The sequence below is a fragment of the Kutzneria sp. NPDC052558 genome, assembly GCF_044547355.1.
In the GTDB taxonomy this organism is placed as follows: domain Bacteria; phylum Actinomycetota; class Actinomycetes; order Mycobacteriales; family Pseudonocardiaceae; genus Kutzneria.
Window position 1 is genome coordinate 21,576 of sequence record NZ_JBIUAG010000026.1, and the last position, 20,571, is coordinate 42,146.

The following is a 20,571-nucleotide window of genomic DNA, read 5'->3' on the forward strand; positions in this document are numbered from 1 at the left end:
AACATGCACCATCACGACTGGGGGCAGTTCGTGCAACAGGCTCTTGAGAAACTCACGGAGCCGGCGTCGGCGTGGCCACTGCGCGGTCGCGAGGAGGCGGTGCGGCGCGTCAAGCGGCTGATGCGGGCCACCGCCGAGCAGCGCGAGGCACACCTGGCGCTGCTGGTCTCCCCGGCCGGCACCGGCAAGACCAGGCTGCTGCACGAGGCGGTGGCGCTGGCAGCGCAGCAGGGCTTCACGGTGCTCGAAGGCGTGCCGAAGTCGCTGACGATGGCCAGCCCGCGCACCAGCACCGAGCAGACCACCTGGCTCGACGCGTACCTGCGTCGGGGACCGGTGTTGGTGGTGCTGGACGACGTCCAGTGGCTGGATCCGGCGGTGCTGCGGGCGATCGCGGCGGTGGCGGCCAGACCGGACGACGTGCCGGTGCTGTGGCTGTTCGCGCTACGGGCCGAGCACGCCGACTCGGCCAACGGCGTGGTGCTCAAGAACCTGGCGCGGGCGGGCCGCAGCGATCGGCTCGGCCCGTTGGAGCCGTTGTCGGGGGACGCCGTGGCGGACATCGTCGGCGATCTGCTCGGCGCGGCTCCGGACGACGACCTCGTGACGATCTGCGAGAGCGTCGGCGGCACGCCGCAAGCCATCGTCGACCTCGTGCTCGGACTGCGGGAACAGGGCAGTGTCACGGTCACCGACGGCGGCGCGCGACTGGCCGAGGGGCCACTGACCGCCGGGATCACCTGCGCCGTCATGGCCGACCCCGGCGCGCGACTTCCAGCGGCATTGCGCCAGTTCGTGCGCGGGCGGCTGGGCGAACTCTCGCCCCGGGCCCAGGATGTCGTGCAGGTCGCGGCGGTGCTTGGCAACAGCTTCACCCCGTCCGACCTGGCCGAGATGCTCGGCGAATGCCCGGCCCAGCTGCTCGCGCCGCTGCGGGAGGCCCTGGCCGCCGGCCTGGTCAGCTGCGGCGACGGGGAGTTCGTCTTCCACCGCGAGCCGGTGTGGCAGGCGGTGCTGGACACCGTGCCCGAGCCGGTCCGGTCGATGTTGCACCGGCAGGCCGCGACGATGCTGCTCGGACGGCCCGAGGACCGGACCGAGGCCGCAGCCGTGCATCTGGTGCACTGCGCCGAATTCGGGGACGCGCGGGCCATCGCCACCATCCGCGAGGCGGCGCACCGGCTGCTCCCGGCCTCCCCGAACGCCGCCGCCGCGTTGGCCACCCGGGGCATGGACATCACCGAGCCCAACGGGGCCGACCACATCGCGCTGGCGATCACCGCGACCGCGGCGCTGGTCCGGCTGGGCGAGCTGAGGCGGGCCATCGACCTCGCGCGGGGGCTGTTGCCCGAGGACGGCCAACGGGAAGGCGCCCGCCCACTACGCACCTGGCTGGCCACCGCGCTGATGCTGCGCGGCGACTCCTCCACGTGGGACGTGTCGCACGAGATCTTCGCCGCCGGTTCGGACGGCGGCACCGACCTGCCGCCGGAGTTGTTGCTGCTCAACGCGTTGTCCCACAACAACCGCGCCGCCGTGGCCGCCATCGCCGACCGGGTGCTGGCGCTGCCCGCCGGCGTGCACTGCGACGACGTCCGGGCCGCCGCGCTGAACGTGCGCGCGATGACCGACTGGCGTGACGGCCGGGTGGACGACGCGCTGGCCACCGTGGAGGAAGCGGTGCGGCTGCGGGGACAGCTGACCAAGGTCTGGCACTGCGATCCACTGTGGACGAAGGCATGGCTGCTGACCCGGATCCGCCGACTTGACGAGGCCCTGGCCGTGGCCGAGACCGCCCACCGGACGATCGAGGCCGAGCGGATGGACGTGCTCATCCCGGTTCCACTGGCGCTGCGGGCGACGATTCTGTTGGCCCGGGGCGATGTCGCCGGGGCCGAGGCGGACGCGACGGCCGGCCTGGCCGCGTCGGACGCGGCCGAGATGCCGCTGTACGAACCGCAGTTGCGGGCGGTGCTGGTGGTTTCCGCGCTGCGCCGGGGTGATCTCACCGCCGCCGCGGACGGACTTCAGAAGCTGACCGAGTCCTCGTCGACCGGACGCGCCCGGCCGTGGTCGACGGTGCACCGCCTGCTCGCGGCGCTGGTGGCCTCGGCCCGGCAGGGATCGCGGGCGGCGATGGACGAGATCGACGAGGTGCTGGCCGATCCCGTGCTGCGCCGGGAGTTCGCGTTGGAGGACCCGTCGGTGACGGCGTGGACCGTGCGCATCGCGCTGGCCGCGGACCGACGCGACACCGCCGAGCTCATGGTCGCCACCGCCGAGGAGATCGCCGGGAACAACCGCGATCACGGCGCAGTGGTCGCGGCCGCCCGGCACGGCCGCGCCCTGCTGGACCGCGACGTCCGGGCGTTCGACGGCATCGAGGACCTGTACGGGGATCCGTGGGCCGTCGCGTCGGTCATCGAGGACATCGGCACCCTGCGCCTGGACACCGATCGCGAGCAGGCGGTCGAGGAGCTCAACCGGGCCCTGGCCCGCTACGACGAGCTGGGGGCCGAGTGGGACGCGGCCCGGGTCCGGCACAAGCTCCGGCAGCTCGGCGTCCGGCGGCGGCACTGGAACCACGAGACCCGGTCCGAGACCGGGTGGGGCAGCCTCACCGGCACCGAGGAGAAGGTCGCCCGGCTGGTGGCCCGGGGCATGACCAACCGCCAGGTGGCCAGCGAGCTGTTCATCTCCCCGCACACCGTGGGCTTCCACCTGCGCCAGATCTACCGCAAGCTGTCCATTCAGTCCAGAGTGGACCTCGCCCGCATCGCCCCCTGACGGCTCACCACCAGGCTCGACGGGCCGTGGAACACCATGTCGTACGGATACTTCACACTGTCCACGGTGAACTCGCCCAGGACCGCCAGCAGCAGCCCCAGCCCGATCTCGATCTCCGCCCGGGCCAGTGTCGCCCCGAGGCAGTAGTGGATGCCCAGCCCGAAGCTCAGGCCGCGGCCGCCCGACCGGTCCAGCCGGAGTTCGGTCGGTGCGGCGAACCGCGCAGGGTCGCGGTTCGCCGCACCGAGCATCACCATCACCTTGCTGCCGGCGGGAATCGTCACACCGGCCACCGCGGCGTCCTCGTAGGCCCAGCGGCTCACGGCCTGCACCGGCGGGTCGAACCGCACCAGCTCCTCCACGGCTTCCGGGCTCACGCCGCCATCCCGCAGCGCGGCCAGCGCCGCCGGCCGACCCGACAGCGTGAGCACGGCTTTGCTCAGCACATTGGTCGTCGTCTCGTGGCCGGCGGTCATCAGGTGCACGCAGGTGGCCGCGATCTCGTCGGCCGACAGCCCGGCCGACACCAGCAACGACACCAGGTCGGTGCCCGGCAGATCACCCCGTTTCCCGGCCATCACCAGGAAAAAGTCTCGCAGTTCGCGAGCGGCCCGATCGGCGGTCTCGTGGGCCCGGGGATTGCGGGCGGCCCGGCTGCTGCTGGCCTCCTGGAGGTCGACGGCCTGCCGGCGCAGCCACGCCCACTCCGAGCGCGGCACGCCCAGCAGCTCGGAGATCACCAGGATCGGGAACGGCGCCGAGAACCGCTCCACCAGGTCGAAGCCGGTCGGCAGCTCGGCCAGCAGTCCGGCGGCGATCTCGGTGATCCGGCCCCGCAGCGTGGTCACCACGGACGGCGAGAACTCCCGGTTGACCACCGACCGCAGTTCGGTGTGCCGGGGCGGGTCCAGAAAGACCAGCCAGTTCTCCACCATCGTGCGCAACACCGAGGGCCCGGTCGGGACCGGGCCGCCGGTCCGCGACCGTCGGCCGAACGCCGCCCCGGACAGCACACTGGACGCGGCGTCGTGGCCGAAGATGTAGTAGACGCCGTCGGCCACATGCACTGGCGACTCGGCCAGATACCGTTCATACACGGGATACGGGTCGCGGAGGTCGGCATCGGACCAGCCGTGCAGGCTGAAGCTCATCGCGCTCCCCCACGCACCTGGTCGGCGATCTCCCCGGCCCGCGCCGAATCCGGCAGCTCGTGGCCCCGCCATGCGACATGGCCGTCCGGCCGGACCAGGACGAACGGCCGCTCGTAGGCCACGGCGATCCCCTCGTCGTCCGATGTCACGGCGGTGAACGGGATTCCCCGCGACTCGAACGCCGCCTGGAACCCGTCCAGCTGTGGGGAGTACGTGAAGCACAGCAACACGAATCCGTCGCCGAACAGGTCCAGTGTGGACATTCCCGGCTTGACCCAGGCGTGCGGGGCGCGGGAGCCGGGCCTGGTGTTGGGCCGCCGGTCCTCGGTGTCGGCCGCGGAGGGATCGGGCACGATCAGCGGCGAGCCCGCGTAGGTGAAGCCCAGATGGATCTCCGGCGCGTCGAACTCGCGGGCCACGCCGCCCCGCCGCAGCCCCTCGGCGACCTTGCCGCGGAGGAACTCGCCTTGCGGCGTGTCATCGTTGAGCTCCTCCGGAACCTGCCGGCGCATCGCGCGTTCCAGGTTGCGGTTGGCCTCCTCGAGTCCTTCCAGGGCGACCGGCGCACGCTCGGTGGTGTAGCTGTCGAGCAGGCCCGGGCCGGCCCAGCCGGCCAACTCGGCCGCGAGCTTCCAGCCGAGGTCGGCCGCGCCGCAGATCCCGGTGTTCATGCCGAAGCCGCCGGACGGGGACAGTGTGTGGGCGGCGTCGCCGACCAGGAACACCCGACGGTCCCGGAAGGTGTCGGCGACGCGGTGCACTAGGTGCCATTCGTTGTCGGACAACACCTCCACCGGCGTGTCGAAGGCAATGGCCTTGCGCACCAGGGCCTCCGCGTCCTGCCGCGACTCCGGATCGCCCTGGAGCCCGACGGTGAGCCGGTACAGGCCGGCCCCGTCGAGCGCGCGCACGGGGAACCGCAAGGAGGAGGAGATCATCAGGTAGAAGAAGTTCGCGCCGCGTTCGCCGAGGCTGGCCCGCAATTGCGGCGCACGGAAGAGAATGTTGCGGAAGACCTGGGTGTCGTGCCGGCGCGGCGCCTCGATCCCGCACTGCTTGCGGATCTCCGATCCGGTGCCGTCGCAGGCGATCAGCCACCGGGCGCGGACCAGCGACTCCGTGCCGGTCGCCACGTCGGTGATCGTCGCGGTCACCCCGTCGTCGTTCTGCCGGAAGTGGTCCAGCCGCGTGCGCAGGCGCACCGGGCCATCAGGGTGCACGCCGAGTTCGGACCGCAGCAGCGGACCGAGCCAGTGCTGGGGGCAGATCGCGTCCGGCTCCGGGGTGTGCCGGAAGTCGGGGCGGGTGTCCATGGTGTGCCGGTCGAGGCGGAACAGCTCGTGGCCGCCGATCCGGGTCGTCCAGACGCAGTCCAGGCTGTGGTCGCCGGGCCAGCCGGAATGCCGGATCCGGTCGGCGATCCCCCAGCGGCGGAAGAACTCCATCGAGCGCGGGCCGATGCTGCTCACCCGGGGATGGCTGACCGTGCCGTCGCCCGCCTCCACCAGCACGAAGTCCACGCCGCGGGAGCGCAGCTCCAGGGCCATGGCCAGCCCGGTCGGGCCGCCGCCGACGACGAGCACGTCGGGGGTGAGCAGGGAACTCATCGGCTCTCCTTCATCGTGGGGATCAGGCCGCGCCGCCGGGAATCCGGCGGTAGCCGTGGGAACCGGCCGGGCCGGCGACCGGCGGGCGCGAGTGGATCTCCTGGGCCGCGGCCAGGCCGGACTCGATCGCGCCCTCGACCCAGGCCGGGTGCGAGGAGCAGTGCTCGCCGGCGAAGAACAGCGTGCCCTGCGGCCGGGCCGCGAGCGCCCGTTCCTCCTCGGCGGTGGCGATGTCCTTGCTCCAGCGCACCGAGGCGCCGCCGAGGCTGGCGGGATCCTCGCCCCACGCCTGCGTCACGACGTCCAGCACCATGCCGGGCTCGGTCAGCTCCGGGTGGATCGCGCTCAGCTCCTCCAGCACGATCTGCTGCCGCTTCTCCCCCGGAACCTGGGCGAGCGCGTCGGCATCCGGTCCGATGGCGTAGCTGGCCAGTAACGCCGCCCCCAGCCCTGGATCGGTTTCCACCGGCGGGTAGTAGGTCTGGCGCACCAGGCCGCCGGTGAACGAGCCGCCGCCGGTGATGCCGTCCCGCTCCCAGAACGCCTCCCGGCAGTGCACACCGATCTTCGTCGCCGGCCAGTACTGCATGTCGTGCACGGTCGCCAGCTTGTCCTCGTCGAAGCCGCTGAGCCGGATTCCCCTTAGCACCGCGAACGGCACGGTGCACAGCACGTAGTCGCAGTGGCTGGCCGTGGCGCCCAGGCCGCGCCGGATCTCGACCGTCACGCCGCCGTTCCGCACGTGCAGGCCGACGATCTTGCGGCCGAGCCGCACCGGCCCCCGCAATCGAGAAGCCAGCCGGCGGGCGATCTGGTCCATGCCGCCTTCCAGCCGGAACAGCGCCGATGAGGTCTCGGTGGTGATGTCGTCGAAGAAGTGCTGAAGACGGCTGCTCGCCGCGAATCCCCGGTTCTCGGCGAAGAAACGGTTGAGGTCCACGCGTTCGACCTCGCCGCCGATCACGAACGGCCGCAGGTCGATGCCGTCGAGCAGACTCAGCAGCTCCACATCGAGGCCCGCCTCGAAGCCGCGCCGGAAAGCGCTCGGCGCGACCGCGTTGACGCTGGTCGTGAGCCAGGCCGCGCACAGGACGGATTCGTCCCGATAGGACAGACCGGCCGGCAGCCCACGACGGAACTGCTCGACCAGCGCCGGCGACGCGTCGCGCACCCGCCGGTGCCCGGCCGGGGTCTCCAGGAAGTTGGCCTCGTCCGAGAACAGCGTGCGGAACGGCCGCAGCCGGTCGCTCAGGCCCAGCTTGCTCACCCACTGCATGGTTCGACTGTGCGAAGCGGGAATCCGCATCGCGCCGAGTTCGACCGCCGGGCCGCCGGCGAAGCGGTGCGTGCTGATCCGGCCGCCGACCCGTAGCCGCGCCTCCAGCACCTGCACGCTGTGCCCGAGCCGCTCCAGCTCGGCGGCGGCGACCAGACCGGCCACCCCCGCGCCGATGACGGTGACGCGCTTGGGGTGTCGGTGTTGCGCGACGAGAGCGTTGGTGTGCACCGGACTCCTTCGGCAGGACGGCTGTGACCATCGTGGCCGACCCCCGGCCCGGACCACATCCCCCGGCGCGCGGCGTTCGCGCCGCCCGCACCCCACTCGTTCATGCCCGTACAACCGGCCGACACCGCACGAGGCAATGGAATCCGTCACGCACGTGGTTTCCGGACCGTCCACGGAGGACGCTGGGGCCATGCGCACAGTCGACACACCGAGCCGCACCACCGTACGCGCTCATGACGGCCTGCGGCTGGCCGCGACCCTCGCCACACCCGCTCAGGCCCCGAGCCGGGCCGTGCTGATGCTGCACGGCGAAGGGGCGTCCCGCGACCACGACGGCTTTTTTCCCAGGCTGGCCAAGGAACTCGCCGGCCACGGCGTGGCCAGCCTGCGGTTCGACCTGCCCGGGCACGGAGAAAGCGAGGGCCGCCAGGAGGAACTGAGCCTCTCGGCCCTGCTGAACGTGATCAGCGCGGGGCTGGCCAGCCTGCGCGAGCACTTCCCCGGCACACCAACGGCCTTGGCCGCCACCGGCCTGACCGGCGGGGTCGCCGCCGGCTACGCCGCGCGCAAGGGCGACGAGGTGAGCCGGCTGGTGCTGGTCAACCCGTTGATCGACTACAAGGAGCACTTCGTCGACGCCCAGCCGACCTGGACCGGCGATTTCCTCGACGAGCCAACGGGTCGCGCGCTGTTGGCCGACGGGCGGCTCCAGCTGTCGCCGACGTTCGCCGTGGGCCGGGCGATGCTCAACGAGGTGTTCTGGCTGCAACCGCGTGGTGTGCTCGGCGGACTCACCGCGCCGACCCTGATCGTGCACGGCGCCGGGCCGACCGACGTGCCGCTGGAATCCTCCCGTGCGGCGGCCGCCGCGCTCACCTGCCCGAACCGGCTGGTGGAGATCAGCGGCCCGCAACGCGAGTACTGGCAGGCCCCGGTGATCCGCGAGGCCACCGACTGGATCACCGCCGGCGACTGAACAGTTCGGCGGGGACGCGGCGCGTCCCCGCCGACCGGCGCCTCAGGCCTCCGGCCAGGCCGCGTACTGCCGCATCCCGTACAGCAAAGGGTGTTCCCCCGGCCGGTGCGTCACGTCGAGGACTTCGCCGAACACCACCACGTGCGTGCCGACTTGCTGCCGACGGCTGATCCGGCAGTCGGCCACCGCGTGCGCGTCCCGCACCAGGTGCGGCCCGCCGGGCGCGGCCTCCCAGTGGATGCGGTCGAACCGCCCCGGGTCGCCGGAGGCGAACAGCTCCGCCACCGGACGCGCGCCATGGTGCAACAGATTCACCGCGAACGTCCCCCGACGCAGCATCGCGCCCAGCGTCGGGCTGCCGTCCCGGACACAGACCAGCAGCGTCGGCGGCTCCACCGACACACTGCACACCGACGAGCAGGTCATGCCCCACGGCGTGTCGTCCACGTCCAGAGTCGTGACCACCGCGACGCCGGTCGGGAAAACCGCCATCAGCGAACGAAATCCGGCCGAGGCGACGGTCATCGCAGAACGCCTTTCCTGGCCGCCACCCGGTCGACCAGGTCCAGCAGCGGGCCGGTCGACGCCGTGGTCACCAGCGCCATGGCCAGCAACGCCACCAACAGGCCGGGGGTGAGCAGGCCGGCCGCGTAGCCGACCTGGAGCACCACGATCTCGGTCAGCCCCCGGGTGTTGACCAGCACGCCGACCCGGGTCGAGGTCAGCCGGTCCTCGCTGGCCCAGCGGGCGCCGAGGTAGCCGCCGACGACCTTGCCCGTGAACCCCAACCCGACTGCCAGCACGACCCCGAGCCACGGCAGCGCGGTCAGCCCGCCGGTGAACACGGTCGTGCCGGCGACCACGAAGTACACCGGCACCAGTGCCCGCCCGACCCGGCCGATCAGCCCGACCACCGTCGACCAGCTCTCGGTCCTGGGCACCATCACGCCGACCAGGAAGGCCCCGAACACCGCCGTCATGCCGGCCGTCCGCGCGCCGGCGCCGGCCGCCACCGCGATCACGCCCAGCGCCACCGCAATCAGGCGGGGATTGCCTGCGCTGAGCCGAATCGCCCACGGCGTGGACAGTCCCTTGTTGGCCGCGAAGGCGATGGCGCCGCCGACGGCGATGACCACGAACGTCACCACCACCCCCATGGGCCCGCCGGTCTGGAGGCCCAGAGCGATCGCCAGCAGCACCCAGGACAGCGAGTCGATCAGCATCGACGCCATCATCGACAGCTCGCCGGAGCGGCCGAGGTCGGCCCGGCGCTCCTCGATGATCCTGGCCAGCACCGGAACCGCCGTCACGCTCATCGCCACCGCGAGCATCAGCACCAGCGCCGGCCCGTCGGCGTGACCCCGCAGTTGCGGCGGGGCCAGCCACAACACCCAGGCGGCGAAGGCCAATCCGGTCAGCAGCGGGATCCCGAGCGAGCCGGCGGTGATCCGCCGGACTCCCCCGCCGCGCAGACCGGCGGGCCCGTGGTCGAGCCGGTGCACGACGCCGACCAGGAACAACACCAGACCCGCCTCGCCGATCTGCTTGAGCACGGCGAACAGGTCCGGTGGCAGCGCCGCCGCGAACATCGCCGGCCCGGCCAGGGCCAGCACGGCCGGTCCGAGCAGCAGGCTCACCGTGATCTCGCCGATCACCGACGGCAGGCGGGCCAGCCGGGCCAGCACTCGGCCCGCCGCGGCGGCCGCCCAGAACACGGCCAGGAGTGCGAGCAGTTGCAACACCATGGGTCCGGTCCCCCTCAGTGGAACTGGGCGAAGTACTCGTACTGCGTGGGCAGCGTGCGTTCGAGCTCGGCCGCCTGCTCGGCGACCAGCTTGAACTCGTGCTGGGCCGATGAGGAGTCCAGCAACGCCAGCGCGGGCGAGGCCTTCAGGTCCAGTCCGCCCAGGCCCAGCAGCATGCAGACGTAGGAGTACGACTCGAAGCCGTGGTAGTGCGGGTAGACCGTCTCCGCGTCCGGCAGCCGGGTGCGCCAGCGCTCCAGCCGCTCGGCCAGGCCGTCGGGCAGCGGCCGGGTCTTGGTGTCCCGCCAGTACTGGTTGTCCTGGCGCCGGGCCGCGTAGTAGTGCACGACCAGGAACTCCCGCACCCCGTCCATGCACCGGCTGATCAGCTGGTTGTAGGAGTCACGCAGCCCCTCCTCCCAGCGGGCGTCCGGGAAGTGCTTCACCAGCTGCTCGATGGCGTTCTGGATGAAGAAGATGCCGGTGGACTCCAGCGGCTCGACGAAGCCGCTGGCCAGGCCGATGGCCACGCAGTTGCCGACCCAGTGCCGGCGGCTGCGGCCGATCCGCATCCTGATGTGGTTGGCCTCCAGGCTCTCGGCGGCCGGGCCGACGAACTCCCGCAGGCGCCGCTCGGCCTGCTCCGGGCTGCTGTAGTCGCTGGCGTAGACGTAGCCGGTGCCGATGCGGTCGAACAGCGGGATCGTCCAGATCCAGCCCGCTTCCTGCGCGGTGGCGGTGGTGCAGGGCCGCAGTCCCCGGTTCGCCATGTCCAGCGGCACCCGCAGGGCGACGGCGCTGTCGTTGGGCAGACTGTCCTGATAGGACTCGAACGGCTCGGCCATCGTCTTGCCCAGCAACAGGCTGCGGAACCCGGTGCAGTCGATGAACAGGTCGCCGGTGAGGTCGCCGTGCCGCTTGGTCACGACGTGGCTGATCCAGCCGCGCTCGTCCTGCTTGACCTCGACGACATCGTCGACGACGTGCCGCACGCCCCGCGCCACCCCGTAGTCGCGCAGGTAGTCGGCCAGCAGCGACGCGTCGAAGTGGTAGGCGTAGGGGAACTGCGTCGTCTGCTCCGACAACGTCGTCCGATACGTGGAGCGCGTGCCGTTGAGATCACCCTCGAACAGGCTGCCGTCCATGTGGCGCGGGGACTTCAGGTTGTCGCACAGCGTGCCGACGAGGAAGCAGTCCTTGTCGAACCGGTCCGAGGACGGGGAGCTCAGCCACCAGTCCGGCAGCGTGAACCCGTCCACCACCCGCTGGCGTTCGAACGGGTGGTAGAAGTGGTGCCCGGGCTCGCGCCAGTTCTCGAACCGGATCGCCAGTTTGTACGTGGCGTTGCAGGCCGGCATCCAGTCCTGCTCGGCCAGTCCCAGGTACTCGAAGAAGTGCCGGACGGTGCTGAAGGTGGCCTCGCCGACGCCGATCGTGCCGACCCGGTCGGACTCCACCAGCGTCACCGAGATCCGGTCGCCGAAGGCCGCCGTGAGATAGGACGCGGTCATCCAGCCCGCCGTCCCGCCGCCGACGACCACAACACTGTTCACCATCAAGTTCCTCCGTTGGCAGGGAAGCCGGTCACGCCGTGGTGACGGCTTCGATCAGGCACAGCGGCGAGCGGGTCGGGGTGACGCCGGTCCGCCGCAGGCCGGCGGCGGCGAACAGGGCGTCGTACTGGTCGAGTTCACGTTCCCGACCGGACACCACCGCGAGCATGTTCAGGTCCAGCAGCGGGGCGAAGCCGGGCGAGCCGACCGGCCCCAGCGGCATCTCCACCACCACGACCCGGCCGCCGGGATTGAGGGCCTCCCGGCAGTTGGACAGGATCCGCACGCAGGACTCGTCGTCCCAGTTGTGCAGGACGGCCTTGACCAGCATCAGGTCGCCGGCCGGGATGGGGTCGAAGAACGAGCCGCCGATGACGACGACCCGGTCGCTCAGACCGGCCTTCTCCGCCTCGGCGACGGCCGACGCCTCGACCACGGGCAGGTCGAGAACCACGCCCCGCAGCTCGGGGTTGGCCCGCAGCAAGGTGTGCAGCAACGCTCCGTTGGCCCCGCCGACGTCGACCGCGACACCGAGGCCGCTGGTGTCCAGGAGTTCGGCGATCTCGTTCGACAGGCCGGCGGTGAGCTCGGTCATCGAGTTGGCGAACCGGCCGCCTTCCACGGGGTTGTCGGCGAAATGCCGCCAGATGTCCTTGCCCAGCGCGGCCTGGGTCTGCGGCGCGCCGGCCAGGACGGCGTCCGGGAGCAGGCCCCAGGACAGCCAGTGTCCGGGCGAGCCGTGCACGATGGCGATGTCCCGCAACGAATGCGGCACGCCCTCACGCAGCATCGCCAGCAACGGCGTGCTCTCGAACCGGCCGTCCTCGGTGACGCCAACCAGTTCCTGGGCGGCGCTCGCCCGCAGGACACGGGCCATGCCGTCCTCGTCGCTGCCGGTGGACGCCGCGAGTTCGGCCGAGCTACGGGGGCCGTCCGCGAGATGGTCGGCGATCCCCAACTCGGCCAGGGCGTGGATGATCTGGGTCACCCAGTAGCCGGTGATCATCGACATCAGCCGGGCCTGGTGGTTCATGCTCGGGTAGTCCCTTCGATCGGGGCCGCGCCGGCCACCGGAGTGCGCACGTGCTCGGGCCGGAAGCCGAGCCCGATGACCCGGCTCATCAGCCACTGGGCCGGGCCGAGCTTCTCGAAGATCCTGGGCGCGGGCGGCTGGCCCGAGCCGTTGAGCGCGTCGTCGATGCCGAAGCGCTGGGTCGCCCGCTGCAATCCCTGCGACAGTGCCACCGCCACCCGGCGGCGTTTCCGCACCGCCGCCAGCCGCGAGTCGACGAGGGCAATGTCGTCACGCAGCAAGGGCACGGCGAGCAGGTTGGCGGTGGCGACCGCGTCCTGCACGGCGAGGTTCACGCCGAAGCCGGCGACCGGTGACATGGCGTGGGCGGCGTCGCCGATGAACAGCAGGCCAGGCTGGTGCCACTGGTCCAGCCGGTCGATACGGGCCTCCAGCAGGCTCAGATCGTCCAAAGAGGACACCTCTTGCACCCGGTCGGCCAGGAACGGCACCAATGCGGCGAGATCGGCCCGGAACGCGTCGAGCCCGGCGAGGCGCACCCTGTCCAGGCCGCCCTTGGTGGTCTCGTACGACATCTGCCAGTAGGTCCGGCGGTCGGTCGCGCCGAAGATCTTGCCGTTGCCGATGCGCACGCAGATGCCCTCGTCCGGATCGGTGTCCCGGCGGGAGATCCGGAAGAACGCCACGTCCAGCGAGCGGCCGATCAGTCGCGGGGTCACGCCGACCGCGCGGCGAATCGTCGAATGCCGGCCGTCGGCGGCGACCACCAGCGTGGACCGCAGGTCGAACTCCCCCTCCGGTCCCCGGGCCCGCACACCGGCCACCCGGCCGTCGTCCCGCAGCACATCCAGGGCCTCGGTGCGCGTCATCAGCCGGAAACCCGGATAGCGGGCGGCTTCCGTGGCCACCAGGTCAAGGAAGTCCCACTGCGGCACGAAAGCCATGTACGGATAGCGCACGCGCAGCCGGCTGAAGTCGGCGATGTCGACACGCCTGCCGTCCTGCACCACGCCGATGGTGGTGACCTTCTGGTGCGGCAGCTCGAGGAACCGGTCGATCAGGCCGATCTCGTCCAGGATCTGCAACGTCGCCGGATGCACTGTGTCGCCCCGGAAGTCACGGTGGAAGTCGGCGTGCTTCTCCAGCACCACGACACCGACACCGGCCCGGGCCAGCAGCAACCCCAGCATCGCGCCGGCCGGGCCGCCGCCGACGACACAGACCGTGGTGTGTTCCGTCATGGCCGCTCCCCCGTCCGCAGCTGCTCGCCGAGGAACGCCAGCAGGTCGCCGACGGTCGGGGTCAGGCCGTCGCATTTTCGGGCCAGCGCAGCGATCTCGTCGAACTCACGGGCCATCCACTCGGCCGCGACGTCGGGGCGCGGGATGTAGCGGGGCTCTTCGTCCAGTTCGAACGACGGGCCGGCGGTGCGGCCTGGGCGTCCGGAGGGCAGCGTGACGATCAGCTCGGCCAGCGGCCGCAGCGCGCCGGCCATGATGTCCAACGCCCAGTTCATCAGCCGCGAGCGGCGCAGGCTGGCGTCCGAGCTGTGTCCGAAGTGCTGGACGATCAGCTGCATCGCCATGAAGTACGAGCGGTTGAACACGGTCATGGCCAGCCGCGCCGGCTCGTGCGTGACCAGGTCCATCGCCGCGTTTCCCGGCCGCAGTGTCGGATTGCGCAGCACCGGATAGGCCGGCTGCCACGGGATCCGCCGGTCGTTCGGCCCGTCGGCCCGCTCCCGCGCCAGCAGGTCGGAGATGCGCAGGAAGGTGTCGAAGTGCGACTCCTCGGCCGGCAGCGTGGACGGGATGTGGCCGCCCTCGCCGTGTTCGGTGACGAAGTCGATGGCGAACACGGCGCTGGCGACGTCGTCCACCTCCAGCTGGTAGTCCGGGTGCACGGCGTTGACCGACTCCCGCATGAACAAATGGTGTGCGCCGCCACCCCGGCCCCTCTTGACCAGGAAAACCCCGGGCACCGCCTGGATTCCCTCGCGGATGGCCGCGTAGAGCTCGCTCAGCGACCCGTACCGGTACGGTCGCGCCGCCGAGTCGTTGCCCTCGATCTCCGGGACGAGATCGTGCGGCTGCTCCAGCGCGACGAAGCGCTGCACGCTGGCCAGGTTCAGCGCCTCCAGACAGAAGTCCAGCGGCATGCTGACCTGGCTGCTGAAATCGCCGAAGTCCAGCCGGGGCAGGTGGAACGGCCGGCCCATGGCCATCAGGATGTTGTTGATGGCCAGGAAGTGCATCATCTCCTCGCGGGCCACGCCGATCAGGCTGCCGCGGATGCCGCCGTTGGCTGACTGCGGGCCCTCGCCGCAGGCGATCAGCAGCTGCTCCGGCGTCCACTCGCCGCGGGCCACATACTGTTGCGCCGCACCGTGCACCGGCATCGAGTACGCGGCGTAGAGGTACTGGACCATGGTCGCCAGCTCGATCGCCGCCGCCTGGCGCAGGGCCGCCAGCAGCTGGTCCCGGGTGGTGATCACGCCGAGCTTTCGGTGCTGCGGCACCAGGGTCGGCGGGGTCTGCCGCCGAGACCCCAGCAGGTAACGCAGCAGCAGCCGGGTCTGTGGGGCGGTCATGTCGCGGGTGGGTGGCATGACGAAGGTCTTGTGCTTGTGCCGGGGATCGGCAACGTGCCAGGTCAGCCGGGCGTACGGTTCGACCTTGAACTCGTCGGCCAGGCTGAAGACCTCGGCGCGCATGAACCCGTACTGGAGCTCGTAGTACGCCAGGGCTTCCCGGTAGAGGGTGGCGAAGGTGATCTCGCTGTCCGGCAGGTCGTCGAGGCGCCAGTGATTCGGCAGCACCCGCACCGCCACGCTGCCGACCGAGGACCAGTAGCCCTGCTCGTTGTCGTTGTCGTAGCGCTGGGCGGCGTTCTCCCCGCGCGGCCGGTCCTGTCCCTCCGTCCGGAGCAGGATCTTGGCCGCACCGCCCCGGATTCCCTTGATCACGATCGAGCCCCGCCCGTGGTCGTCGGTCGACGCCACGCACTCGGGCCGATAGTCCTTCTGGCCGGCCACCAGGAAAGCGGCGATCCGCACGTCCTCATGGTCGGTGGCGAGCGGCCGTCCGCGCGGGTTGACGTACTGGTGGACGTGGATGCGGTCGACGCGAGCCGGCACCCCTCGCACGTACGAGCGGAGGGGAACCACAACCGCGTGCTCCTCCCCCGTCGTCGGGTTCTCGTGTTCGAGGAACAGCGCCGCCTCGTCGGACTCGACGACCGTCTCCTCCTCGCGGGCCAGCACCACCTGGTCGGAGGTGGTGATCACCAACGCCTCGTCGAGATTTCCCTTGCCCGATCGGGGAACGGCCAGCACGCCGGAGCTGAGCCGGTAGGCCTGGCCGAGATAGGCCTCGCGAGGAACGACCGCCAGCACCGTGCCGGAGCTGGTCCGCACTTCGAGATCACCCAGATCGGCGAACGGCCCGACCCGGTGGGTGGGGCCGGGGCCGCGGGTGTCGGCGCGGCTGGTCACCGGGATCGCGGTCACCATGTTGGCGGTGACGGTGTCCCCGCCCACGTGCACCGACAGGTTGTGCAACGGCGAGCCCTCGACCAGGCGTGGGGTCAGCAGCCGGCCGGCCGGGTAGGTGCGCAGTTCCGACACGCGCCAAGGGGCGATGGTGCCGCGCAGGTCCCAGAAGTCCGGCTCGTTGTGCGCGGTCGGCGTGGCCATGGTGGTGAGGGCGAACTGCACCACCAACCCGTCGGCCGCCTCGGATTCGACGAGCTCACGGAGGTCCGCCAGGGCCCGCGAGTCCTGAGCACCGTCCAGCCAGTGCAGGCCCTCTGTCTTGTCGACGACGAACTGGTGCACCACCGAACGCCGGAACCTCTCGTCAAGGCTGTCGTCCTGGACGTAGGCGGTGTTCTGCCAGCGCGGTGGGCACAGGCCCGACACGTCGCCGGTGACCAGGTAGCCGACCTCGTGCGAACGGCCGAGCCGGCCGAGCGCGAGTTGGCCCACCATCACCGTGGTCGTCCAGTTCGAGGCCGGGTCCACGTCGAACACGCGCGACCGGTTCGCGGTGGCGGCGGTGTAATCGCAGTAGTGGCCCCAGAAATCGAGCTGCCGCCCGACCAACAGGTCCTGGACGTCGATCTCGCCCGGCGCCAGCTCACAGCCGACGACCTTCGCGTCGATCCAGAAGTGGCCGTTCCCTTCGAAGTTGGTTCCCTTGACCCCCTTGGCCTCCAGGAAGTCGTAGTACTCCTGGGCCGGCCGGCCGGTGTCGAAGTAGCCGTCATCGGTGACCGCGCGGTTGGTCTCCAGGTCGAGCAGCCCCGCGCGTGGGCCGGTCGGCAGTCGGGTGACGGCGACGCCGGCGAAGTGCACGCGTGGCAGGTCGAAGACGCTCACGGGGCGTCCCAGACGGCGGCGCTCATGGTCGGGATGATGTTGGTGGTGATTCGCACCCCCGGCAGCGCTTTCCCGTACTGGAGCTCGAATTCGGCCTCGGTCAGCGGCGCCGCCTGCTCGCTCATCTCCAGCCATCGCGGGTGCAGCATCATCCGGATCGAGTCCACCGCCGCCTCCACGTCGCCGCAGACCTGGTAGATGATCTTCCCGGTCTCGAAGGCCTGGGCGCTGCGCTCGGGCGGCTCGGCCACGTCGTCCGGCCGGGTCACGTCGATGATCACCAGCCGGCCGCCCGGGGCCACCAGGTCGCGCAGGATCGGCAGCACCACGTCGGCCGGTCCCATGTGGAACACCGCGTTGACCGACATCACCAGGTCGAACCGGCCGTCCCGCGCCGGCGAAAGGTCGGTGGCGCTGCGGCATTCGTAGCGCACCGGCGACCGGGACGGCTTGGTCGCGGCGATGTCCAGCATCTTCTGGGAGATGTCCACGCCCACGACCTCGTCGTAGCGCTCGGCCAGCAGGCCGCAGTTGTTGCCGCCGCCGCAGCCGACGTCGATGGCCCGTGTCCCGGCCGGCAGCTGGGCGGTGAGCCACGACCGCACCGGGCTCGTCGCGGCGTCGCGGACCTGGGTGAACCGCTCGTAGAGCTCGGCGAGGTCGTCGAAATACGGTTCGGTAGCGCTCATCACGGTGTCCCCGGCTTCGTGGGCGGTCGGTCGTGGTGGTCGGCTCCCACCTTCGACGCCGTCCGTACGGGCCCAAAAGGGACCACCGGCAGAACCTGCGCACTCGCGTGGGGTGATCGGGCGATCACCCGGCGCCGCGGGCGATGTGCCGCCCTCCGGCCGCTCGCGATACTCCCTCACACCACAACGGCCGACACGAATGGGGTTTCGACGGTGAAGTCCATGGAAGCCGACTGGATCGTGGTCGGCGGCGGCTCCGCCGGCTGCGTGCTGGCCGGCCGGCTCAGCGAGGACGCCGGCACGCGAGTGGTCCTGCTCGAAGCGGGGCCGGACTGGCGATCGGCGCAGGCCCCGAGCGAGCTGCGCAACCTCAACGGCTGGCGACCGCTCGACGCGGCCTCGTGCCACCGTTTCTACTGGGACGGCCTCGAAGCGGTGCGGACCCCGCAGCAGGCCACTCGGCCCTACCTGCGCGGCCGCGGCCTCGGCGGCTCCTCGCTGATCAACGGCATGATGGCCATCCACGCCCGGCCCGACGACTACGACCGGTGGGCCAAAGTGGGCGGTGACGGGTGGGCGTACGAAGACATGCTCCCCTACCTGCGGCGGGTGGAGGCCGACGCCGACTTCGGCGACCAGGCCCATCACGGCAGCGGCGGTCCCATGCCGGTGGAGCGCCTGCCCCGCGAGCAGTGGGGCCTCGTCGACGATCGCTTCGCTGCCGCCGCGCTCGAACTTGGATACCCTTGGTGCGAGGACTACAACGCGCCGACGGGCACCGGTGTGTCGCCGGTCGCGATGAACGTGCGCGACGGAGCGCGGGTCACGACCAACGACGCTTACCTGGAACCCGCGCGGGATCGGGAGAATCTCCAGATCATCGGCAACGCCACCGTTGATCGCGTGCTGCTGGACGGCCACGTCGTGCGGGGCGTCCGGGTGCGCGTCGGCGCGCAGTGGATCGACGTGCGCGGCGACGCGGTTGTCCTGTGCGCGGGGGCGATTCACTCGCCGGCGATCCTGTTGCGGTCCGGAATCGGTCCTGGGAAGCAAGTGGATCTCCCGGTGGGAGAAGGCTTCCAGGACCACCCGCTGGCGCTGTTCTGGCTTCAGTTGCGGCCGGGGGTGCGACCTTGCGGCGTCGACAGCCGTCAGTACAACTGCTGCGTGCGCTTTTCCTCCGGCCTGGCCGGCGAGAACGACTTGATGATGGTCCACATGAACCGTCCGCCGGCGATGGGCGACGAGAGCGGCGCCCCGGCCCCGACCTCGACGGGGACCTGGGGCGTCGGTCTCGGCGAGGCACCAGATCTCAGTTTGTTGGCGCTGGTGGAAAACCAGGTCGTCTCGCGGGGACGGCTCACGATCGCCTCCGACGATCCCGATGCCCCGCCGCGGATCGAGCACGCCATGCTCAGCGCGGACTCCGACCTCGTGCGGCTGCGTGAGGGCGTTCACCGCGTGCGCGAACTCGTTGCCACAACACCGTTTGCCGACGTGATCAGTCATGTCGCGCTGGATCCGATGGGCCGAGGGCTGGACTCGTTGACCGACGACAGCGAGATCGACCGGTGGCTGCGCGAGACCGTGGGCGACGCCGCGCACATCTGCGGCACCTGTCGTTTGGGTTCGCCCGACGACCCACGGTCCGTCGTCGATCCCACCGGCCGGGTGCTGGGCGTGGACGGGTTGTGGGTCGCCGACGCGTCGATCTTCCCGGAGATCCCCCGCGCGAACCCGCACTTCGCCACGATCGTCGCGGCCGAACGGATCGCCGACTTCGCCCGGGGCAAGGGGTTCTGATGCGGGTTCTGGTGACGTCCTCCCCCGGCCTCGGGCACATGCTGCCGATGGTGTCGATCTCCTGGGCCCTGCGCGCCGCCGGCCACGACGTGCTGCTGGCCATGGCCGGCACCCGGGCCGGGCACATCCCGCTGCTGGCCGCCTCCGGCCTGCCTGTGGTGCAGACGCAGCCGCACGAGGCGGTCGCGCGGGTGATCGACGCCGCCCACGAGGGCATGGACATCCAAGCGGTGCGGAAGCTGATCCGCGAGACAACCCGTGATGTGGAACGGCTGTTGAGCGTCGGGGCGGAGGTGTTCGCCGCACAGTCCGACCTCCTCGCCGACACCGTGGTGGCGGTCGCCGACGAGTGGCGGCCCGACCTGGTGGTGCACTCCCCGATCGACGGCGCCGGCCCGCTGGCCGCAGCCAAGCTCGGCGTGCCGGCAGTCGAACAGGCGTACGGACTAGTCAGCGGCGAGGACCTGTTCACGCAGGTGGCTTCGGCCCTGGCCGACACCTACCGCCGGCACGGCGTGGACGGCCCGCCCGCACGGCACGCGCTGCTCAACGTCGCACCGCCGAGCATGGGCACCCCCACTTTGGGCTGGCCGATGCGGTACGTGCCGTTCAACGGCGGCGGACAGCTGCCGGACTGGTTGCTACGTATGCCGAATCGACCTCGGGTGATCGTCACGTTGGGCACGGTGATCTCCGACTTTGTCGGTGTCGGGCCGTTGCGGTGGCTGGCCGAGGTGGCCGGCGACTTCGACGCCGATTTCGTCGTCACGCTCGACGACACCTCGGAGCTGGGCCCGCTGCCGCCCAACGTGCGCCCGGTGTCATACCTGCCGCTGAATGCCTTGCTGGCCAACAGCAGTGCCGTGATCCACCACGGCGGCTCCGGTTCCACCATGACCTCGCTGGCCCTGGGCGTGCCGCAGCTGGTGGTGCCGCAGGCCTCCGACCAGTTCAACAACGCCCGTGAGGTGGCCAAACGCGGCGTCGGCTTCGAGGTCGACACCGCGGTGGCCCCGGTCGGCGCGGCCGATCTGACCCGGCTGCTCACCGACGCTTCGCTGGCCACCGCGGCGGCCGAGGTCAAGGCCGAGATGGCCGCCCAGCCGGCGCCGGCCGACCTTGTGCCGAAGCTGGTCGAGCTGGCGGGATGAAACCGCTCGCCGGCGGTCCATGGCGACATTCCTCCCCACGCGTTCGCGGCCGCCGGTCATCTCGCGAATCCGCCGCGTCCGACCTGTCGAGTCTGGTCCGAGCCCGGCATGCCGCGCCGGCCAGCCACGCTTGCCACGGAAAAGCGCGCCCCGGGCCGCCCAACCACCCCCACTTGGGGGGGTTACCCCCA

14 protein-coding genes are annotated in these 20,571 nt (G+C 71.2%); 4 read left to right on the forward strand and 10 right to left on the reverse strand.

Annotated features, from left to right (window positions below; translation table 11 throughout):
* Nucleotides 1–30 precede the first annotated feature (30 nt).
* Nucleotides 31–2,787 (forward strand): LuxR C-terminal-related transcriptional regulator, encoded by a 2,757-nt coding sequence (locus tag ACIG5F_RS35665; RefSeq protein WP_396524379.1) that lies wholly within the window; start codon nt 31–33, stop codon nt 2,785–2,787.
* On the opposite strand, the gene ACIG5F_RS35670 is transcribed toward ACIG5F_RS35665, so the two are convergent.
* The 3 genes from ACIG5F_RS35670 to ACIG5F_RS35680 are packed head-to-tail and all read right to left on the reverse strand — an operon-like array spanning nt 2,751 to nt 7,052.
* Nucleotides 2,751–3,938, reverse strand: a complete 1,188-nt coding sequence (locus tag ACIG5F_RS35670) for a cytochrome P450 (RefSeq protein WP_396524380.1) — start codon at nt 3,936–3,938, stop codon at nt 2,751–2,753. The genes ACIG5F_RS35665 and ACIG5F_RS35670 overlap by 37 nt on opposite strands.
* A complete protein-coding gene (locus tag ACIG5F_RS35675) occupies nt 3,935–5,545 on the reverse strand; it encodes an FAD-dependent monooxygenase (RefSeq protein WP_396524381.1) in 1,611 nt (536 codons plus the stop codon). Before ACIG5F_RS35675 ends, ACIG5F_RS35670 begins: the two co-directional genes overlap by 4 nt.
* 22 nt (nt 5,546–5,567) lie before the next feature.
* A complete protein-coding gene (locus ACIG5F_RS35680; protein ID WP_396524382.1) occupies nt 5,568–7,052 on the reverse strand; it encodes a flavin monoamine oxidase family protein in 1,485 nt (494 codons plus the stop codon).
* 190 nt (nt 7,053–7,242) lie between these two features.
* On the opposite strand from ACIG5F_RS35680, the gene ACIG5F_RS35685 reads away from it, so the two are divergent.
* Complete coding sequence (locus ACIG5F_RS35685) at nt 7,243–8,028, forward strand: alpha/beta hydrolase (RefSeq protein WP_396524383.1); 786 nt, start codon at nt 7,243–7,245, stop codon at nt 8,026–8,028.
* A 42-nt stretch (nt 8,029–8,070) separates the two neighbouring features.
* On the opposite strand, the gene ACIG5F_RS35690 is transcribed toward ACIG5F_RS35685, so the two are convergent.
* The 7 genes from ACIG5F_RS35690 to ACIG5F_RS35720 are packed head-to-tail and all read right to left on the reverse strand — an operon-like array spanning nt 8,071 to nt 17,426.
* Nucleotides 8,071–8,553: a flavin reductase family protein gene (locus ACIG5F_RS35690; RefSeq protein ID WP_396524384.1), complete on the reverse strand. Its 483-nt coding sequence runs from the start codon at nt 8,551–8,553 to the stop codon at nt 8,071–8,073.
* Nucleotides 8,550–9,773 (reverse strand): cation:proton antiporter, encoded by a 1,224-nt coding sequence (locus ACIG5F_RS35695; RefSeq protein ID WP_396524385.1) that lies wholly within the window; start codon nt 9,771–9,773, stop codon nt 8,550–8,552. Before ACIG5F_RS35695 ends, ACIG5F_RS35690 begins: the two co-directional genes overlap by 4 nt.
* A 14-nt stretch (nt 9,774–9,787) precedes the next feature.
* Nucleotides 9,788–11,329, reverse strand: coding sequence for a tryptophan halogenase family protein (locus tag ACIG5F_RS35700; RefSeq protein WP_396524386.1), 1,542 nt, complete (start codon nt 11,327–11,329; stop codon nt 9,788–9,790).
* A gap of 28 nt (nt 11,330–11,357) precedes the next feature.
* On the reverse strand, nt 11,358–12,359 hold the full coding sequence (locus ACIG5F_RS35705) for a methyltransferase (RefSeq protein ID WP_396524387.1): 1,002 nt from the start codon (nt 12,357–12,359) through the stop codon (nt 11,358–11,360).
* Nucleotides 12,356–13,600 (reverse strand): FAD-dependent oxidoreductase, encoded by a 1,245-nt coding sequence (locus ACIG5F_RS35710; protein ID WP_396524388.1) that lies wholly within the window; start codon nt 13,598–13,600, stop codon nt 12,356–12,358. Before ACIG5F_RS35710 ends, ACIG5F_RS35705 begins: the two co-directional genes overlap by 4 nt.
* Nucleotides 13,597–16,737 (reverse strand): ferritin-like domain-containing protein, encoded by a 3,141-nt coding sequence (locus ACIG5F_RS35715; protein ID WP_396524389.1) that lies wholly within the window; start codon nt 16,735–16,737, stop codon nt 13,597–13,599. The genes ACIG5F_RS35710 and ACIG5F_RS35715 overlap by 4 nt, the downstream gene beginning before the upstream one ends.
* Nucleotides 16,734–17,426, reverse strand: a complete 693-nt coding sequence (locus tag ACIG5F_RS35720) for a class I SAM-dependent methyltransferase (protein ID WP_396524390.1) — start codon at nt 17,424–17,426, stop codon at nt 16,734–16,736. The genes ACIG5F_RS35715 and ACIG5F_RS35720 overlap by 4 nt, the downstream gene beginning before the upstream one ends.
* 222 nt (nt 17,427–17,648) lie before the next feature.
* On the opposite strand from ACIG5F_RS35720, the gene ACIG5F_RS35725 reads away from it, so the two are divergent.
* Nucleotides 17,649–19,229: a GMC family oxidoreductase gene (locus tag ACIG5F_RS35725; protein WP_396524391.1), complete on the forward strand. Its 1,581-nt coding sequence runs from the start codon at nt 17,649–17,651 to the stop codon at nt 19,227–19,229.
* Nucleotides 19,229–20,380 carry a nucleotide disphospho-sugar-binding domain-containing protein gene (locus ACIG5F_RS35730; protein WP_396524392.1) on the forward strand — a complete coding sequence of 384 codons (1,152 nt, stop codon included), beginning with the start codon at nt 19,229–19,231 and terminating at the stop codon, nt 20,378–20,380. The genes ACIG5F_RS35725 and ACIG5F_RS35730 overlap by 1 nt, the downstream gene beginning before the upstream one ends.
* Nucleotides 20,381–20,571 lie beyond the last annotated feature (191 nt).

Coding starts and splice junctions, on each gene's coding strand:
- ACIG5F_RS35705 (WP_396524387.1), bottom strand. CDS start 12,359: ATGAACCACCAGGCCCGGCTGATGTCGATGATCACCGGCTACTGGGTG.
- ACIG5F_RS35685 (WP_396524383.1), top strand. CDS start 7,243: ATGCGCACAGTCGACACACCGAGCCGCACCACCGTACGCGCTCATGAC.
- ACIG5F_RS35675 (WP_396524381.1), bottom strand. CDS start 5,545: ATGAGTTCCCTGCTCACCCCCGACGTGCTCGTCGTCGGCGGCGGCCCG.
- ACIG5F_RS35690 (WP_396524384.1), bottom strand. CDS start 8,553: ATGACCGTCGCCTCGGCCGGATTTCGTTCGCTGATGGCGGTTTTCCCG.
- ACIG5F_RS35725 (WP_396524391.1), top strand. CDS start 17,649: ATGGAAGCCGACTGGATCGTGGTCGGCGGCGGCTCCGCCGGCTGCGTG.
- ACIG5F_RS35695 (WP_396524385.1), bottom strand. CDS start 9,773: ATGGTGTTGCAACTGCTCGCACTCCTGGCCGTGTTCTGGGCGGCCGCC.
- ACIG5F_RS35670 (WP_396524380.1), bottom strand. CDS start 3,938: ATGAGCTTCAGCCTGCACGGCTGGTCCGATGCCGACCTCCGCGACCCG.
- ACIG5F_RS35700 (WP_396524386.1), bottom strand. CDS start 11,329: ATGGTGAACAGTGTTGTGGTCGTCGGCGGCGGGACGGCGGGCTGGATG.
- ACIG5F_RS35730 (WP_396524392.1), top strand. CDS start 19,229: ATGCGGGTTCTGGTGACGTCCTCCCCCGGCCTCGGGCACATGCTGCCG.
- ACIG5F_RS35720 (WP_396524390.1), bottom strand. CDS start 17,426: ATGAGCGCTACCGAACCGTATTTCGACGACCTCGCCGAGCTCTACGAG.
- ACIG5F_RS35710 (WP_396524388.1), bottom strand. CDS start 13,600: ATGACGGAACACACCACGGTCTGTGTCGTCGGCGGCGGCCCGGCCGGC.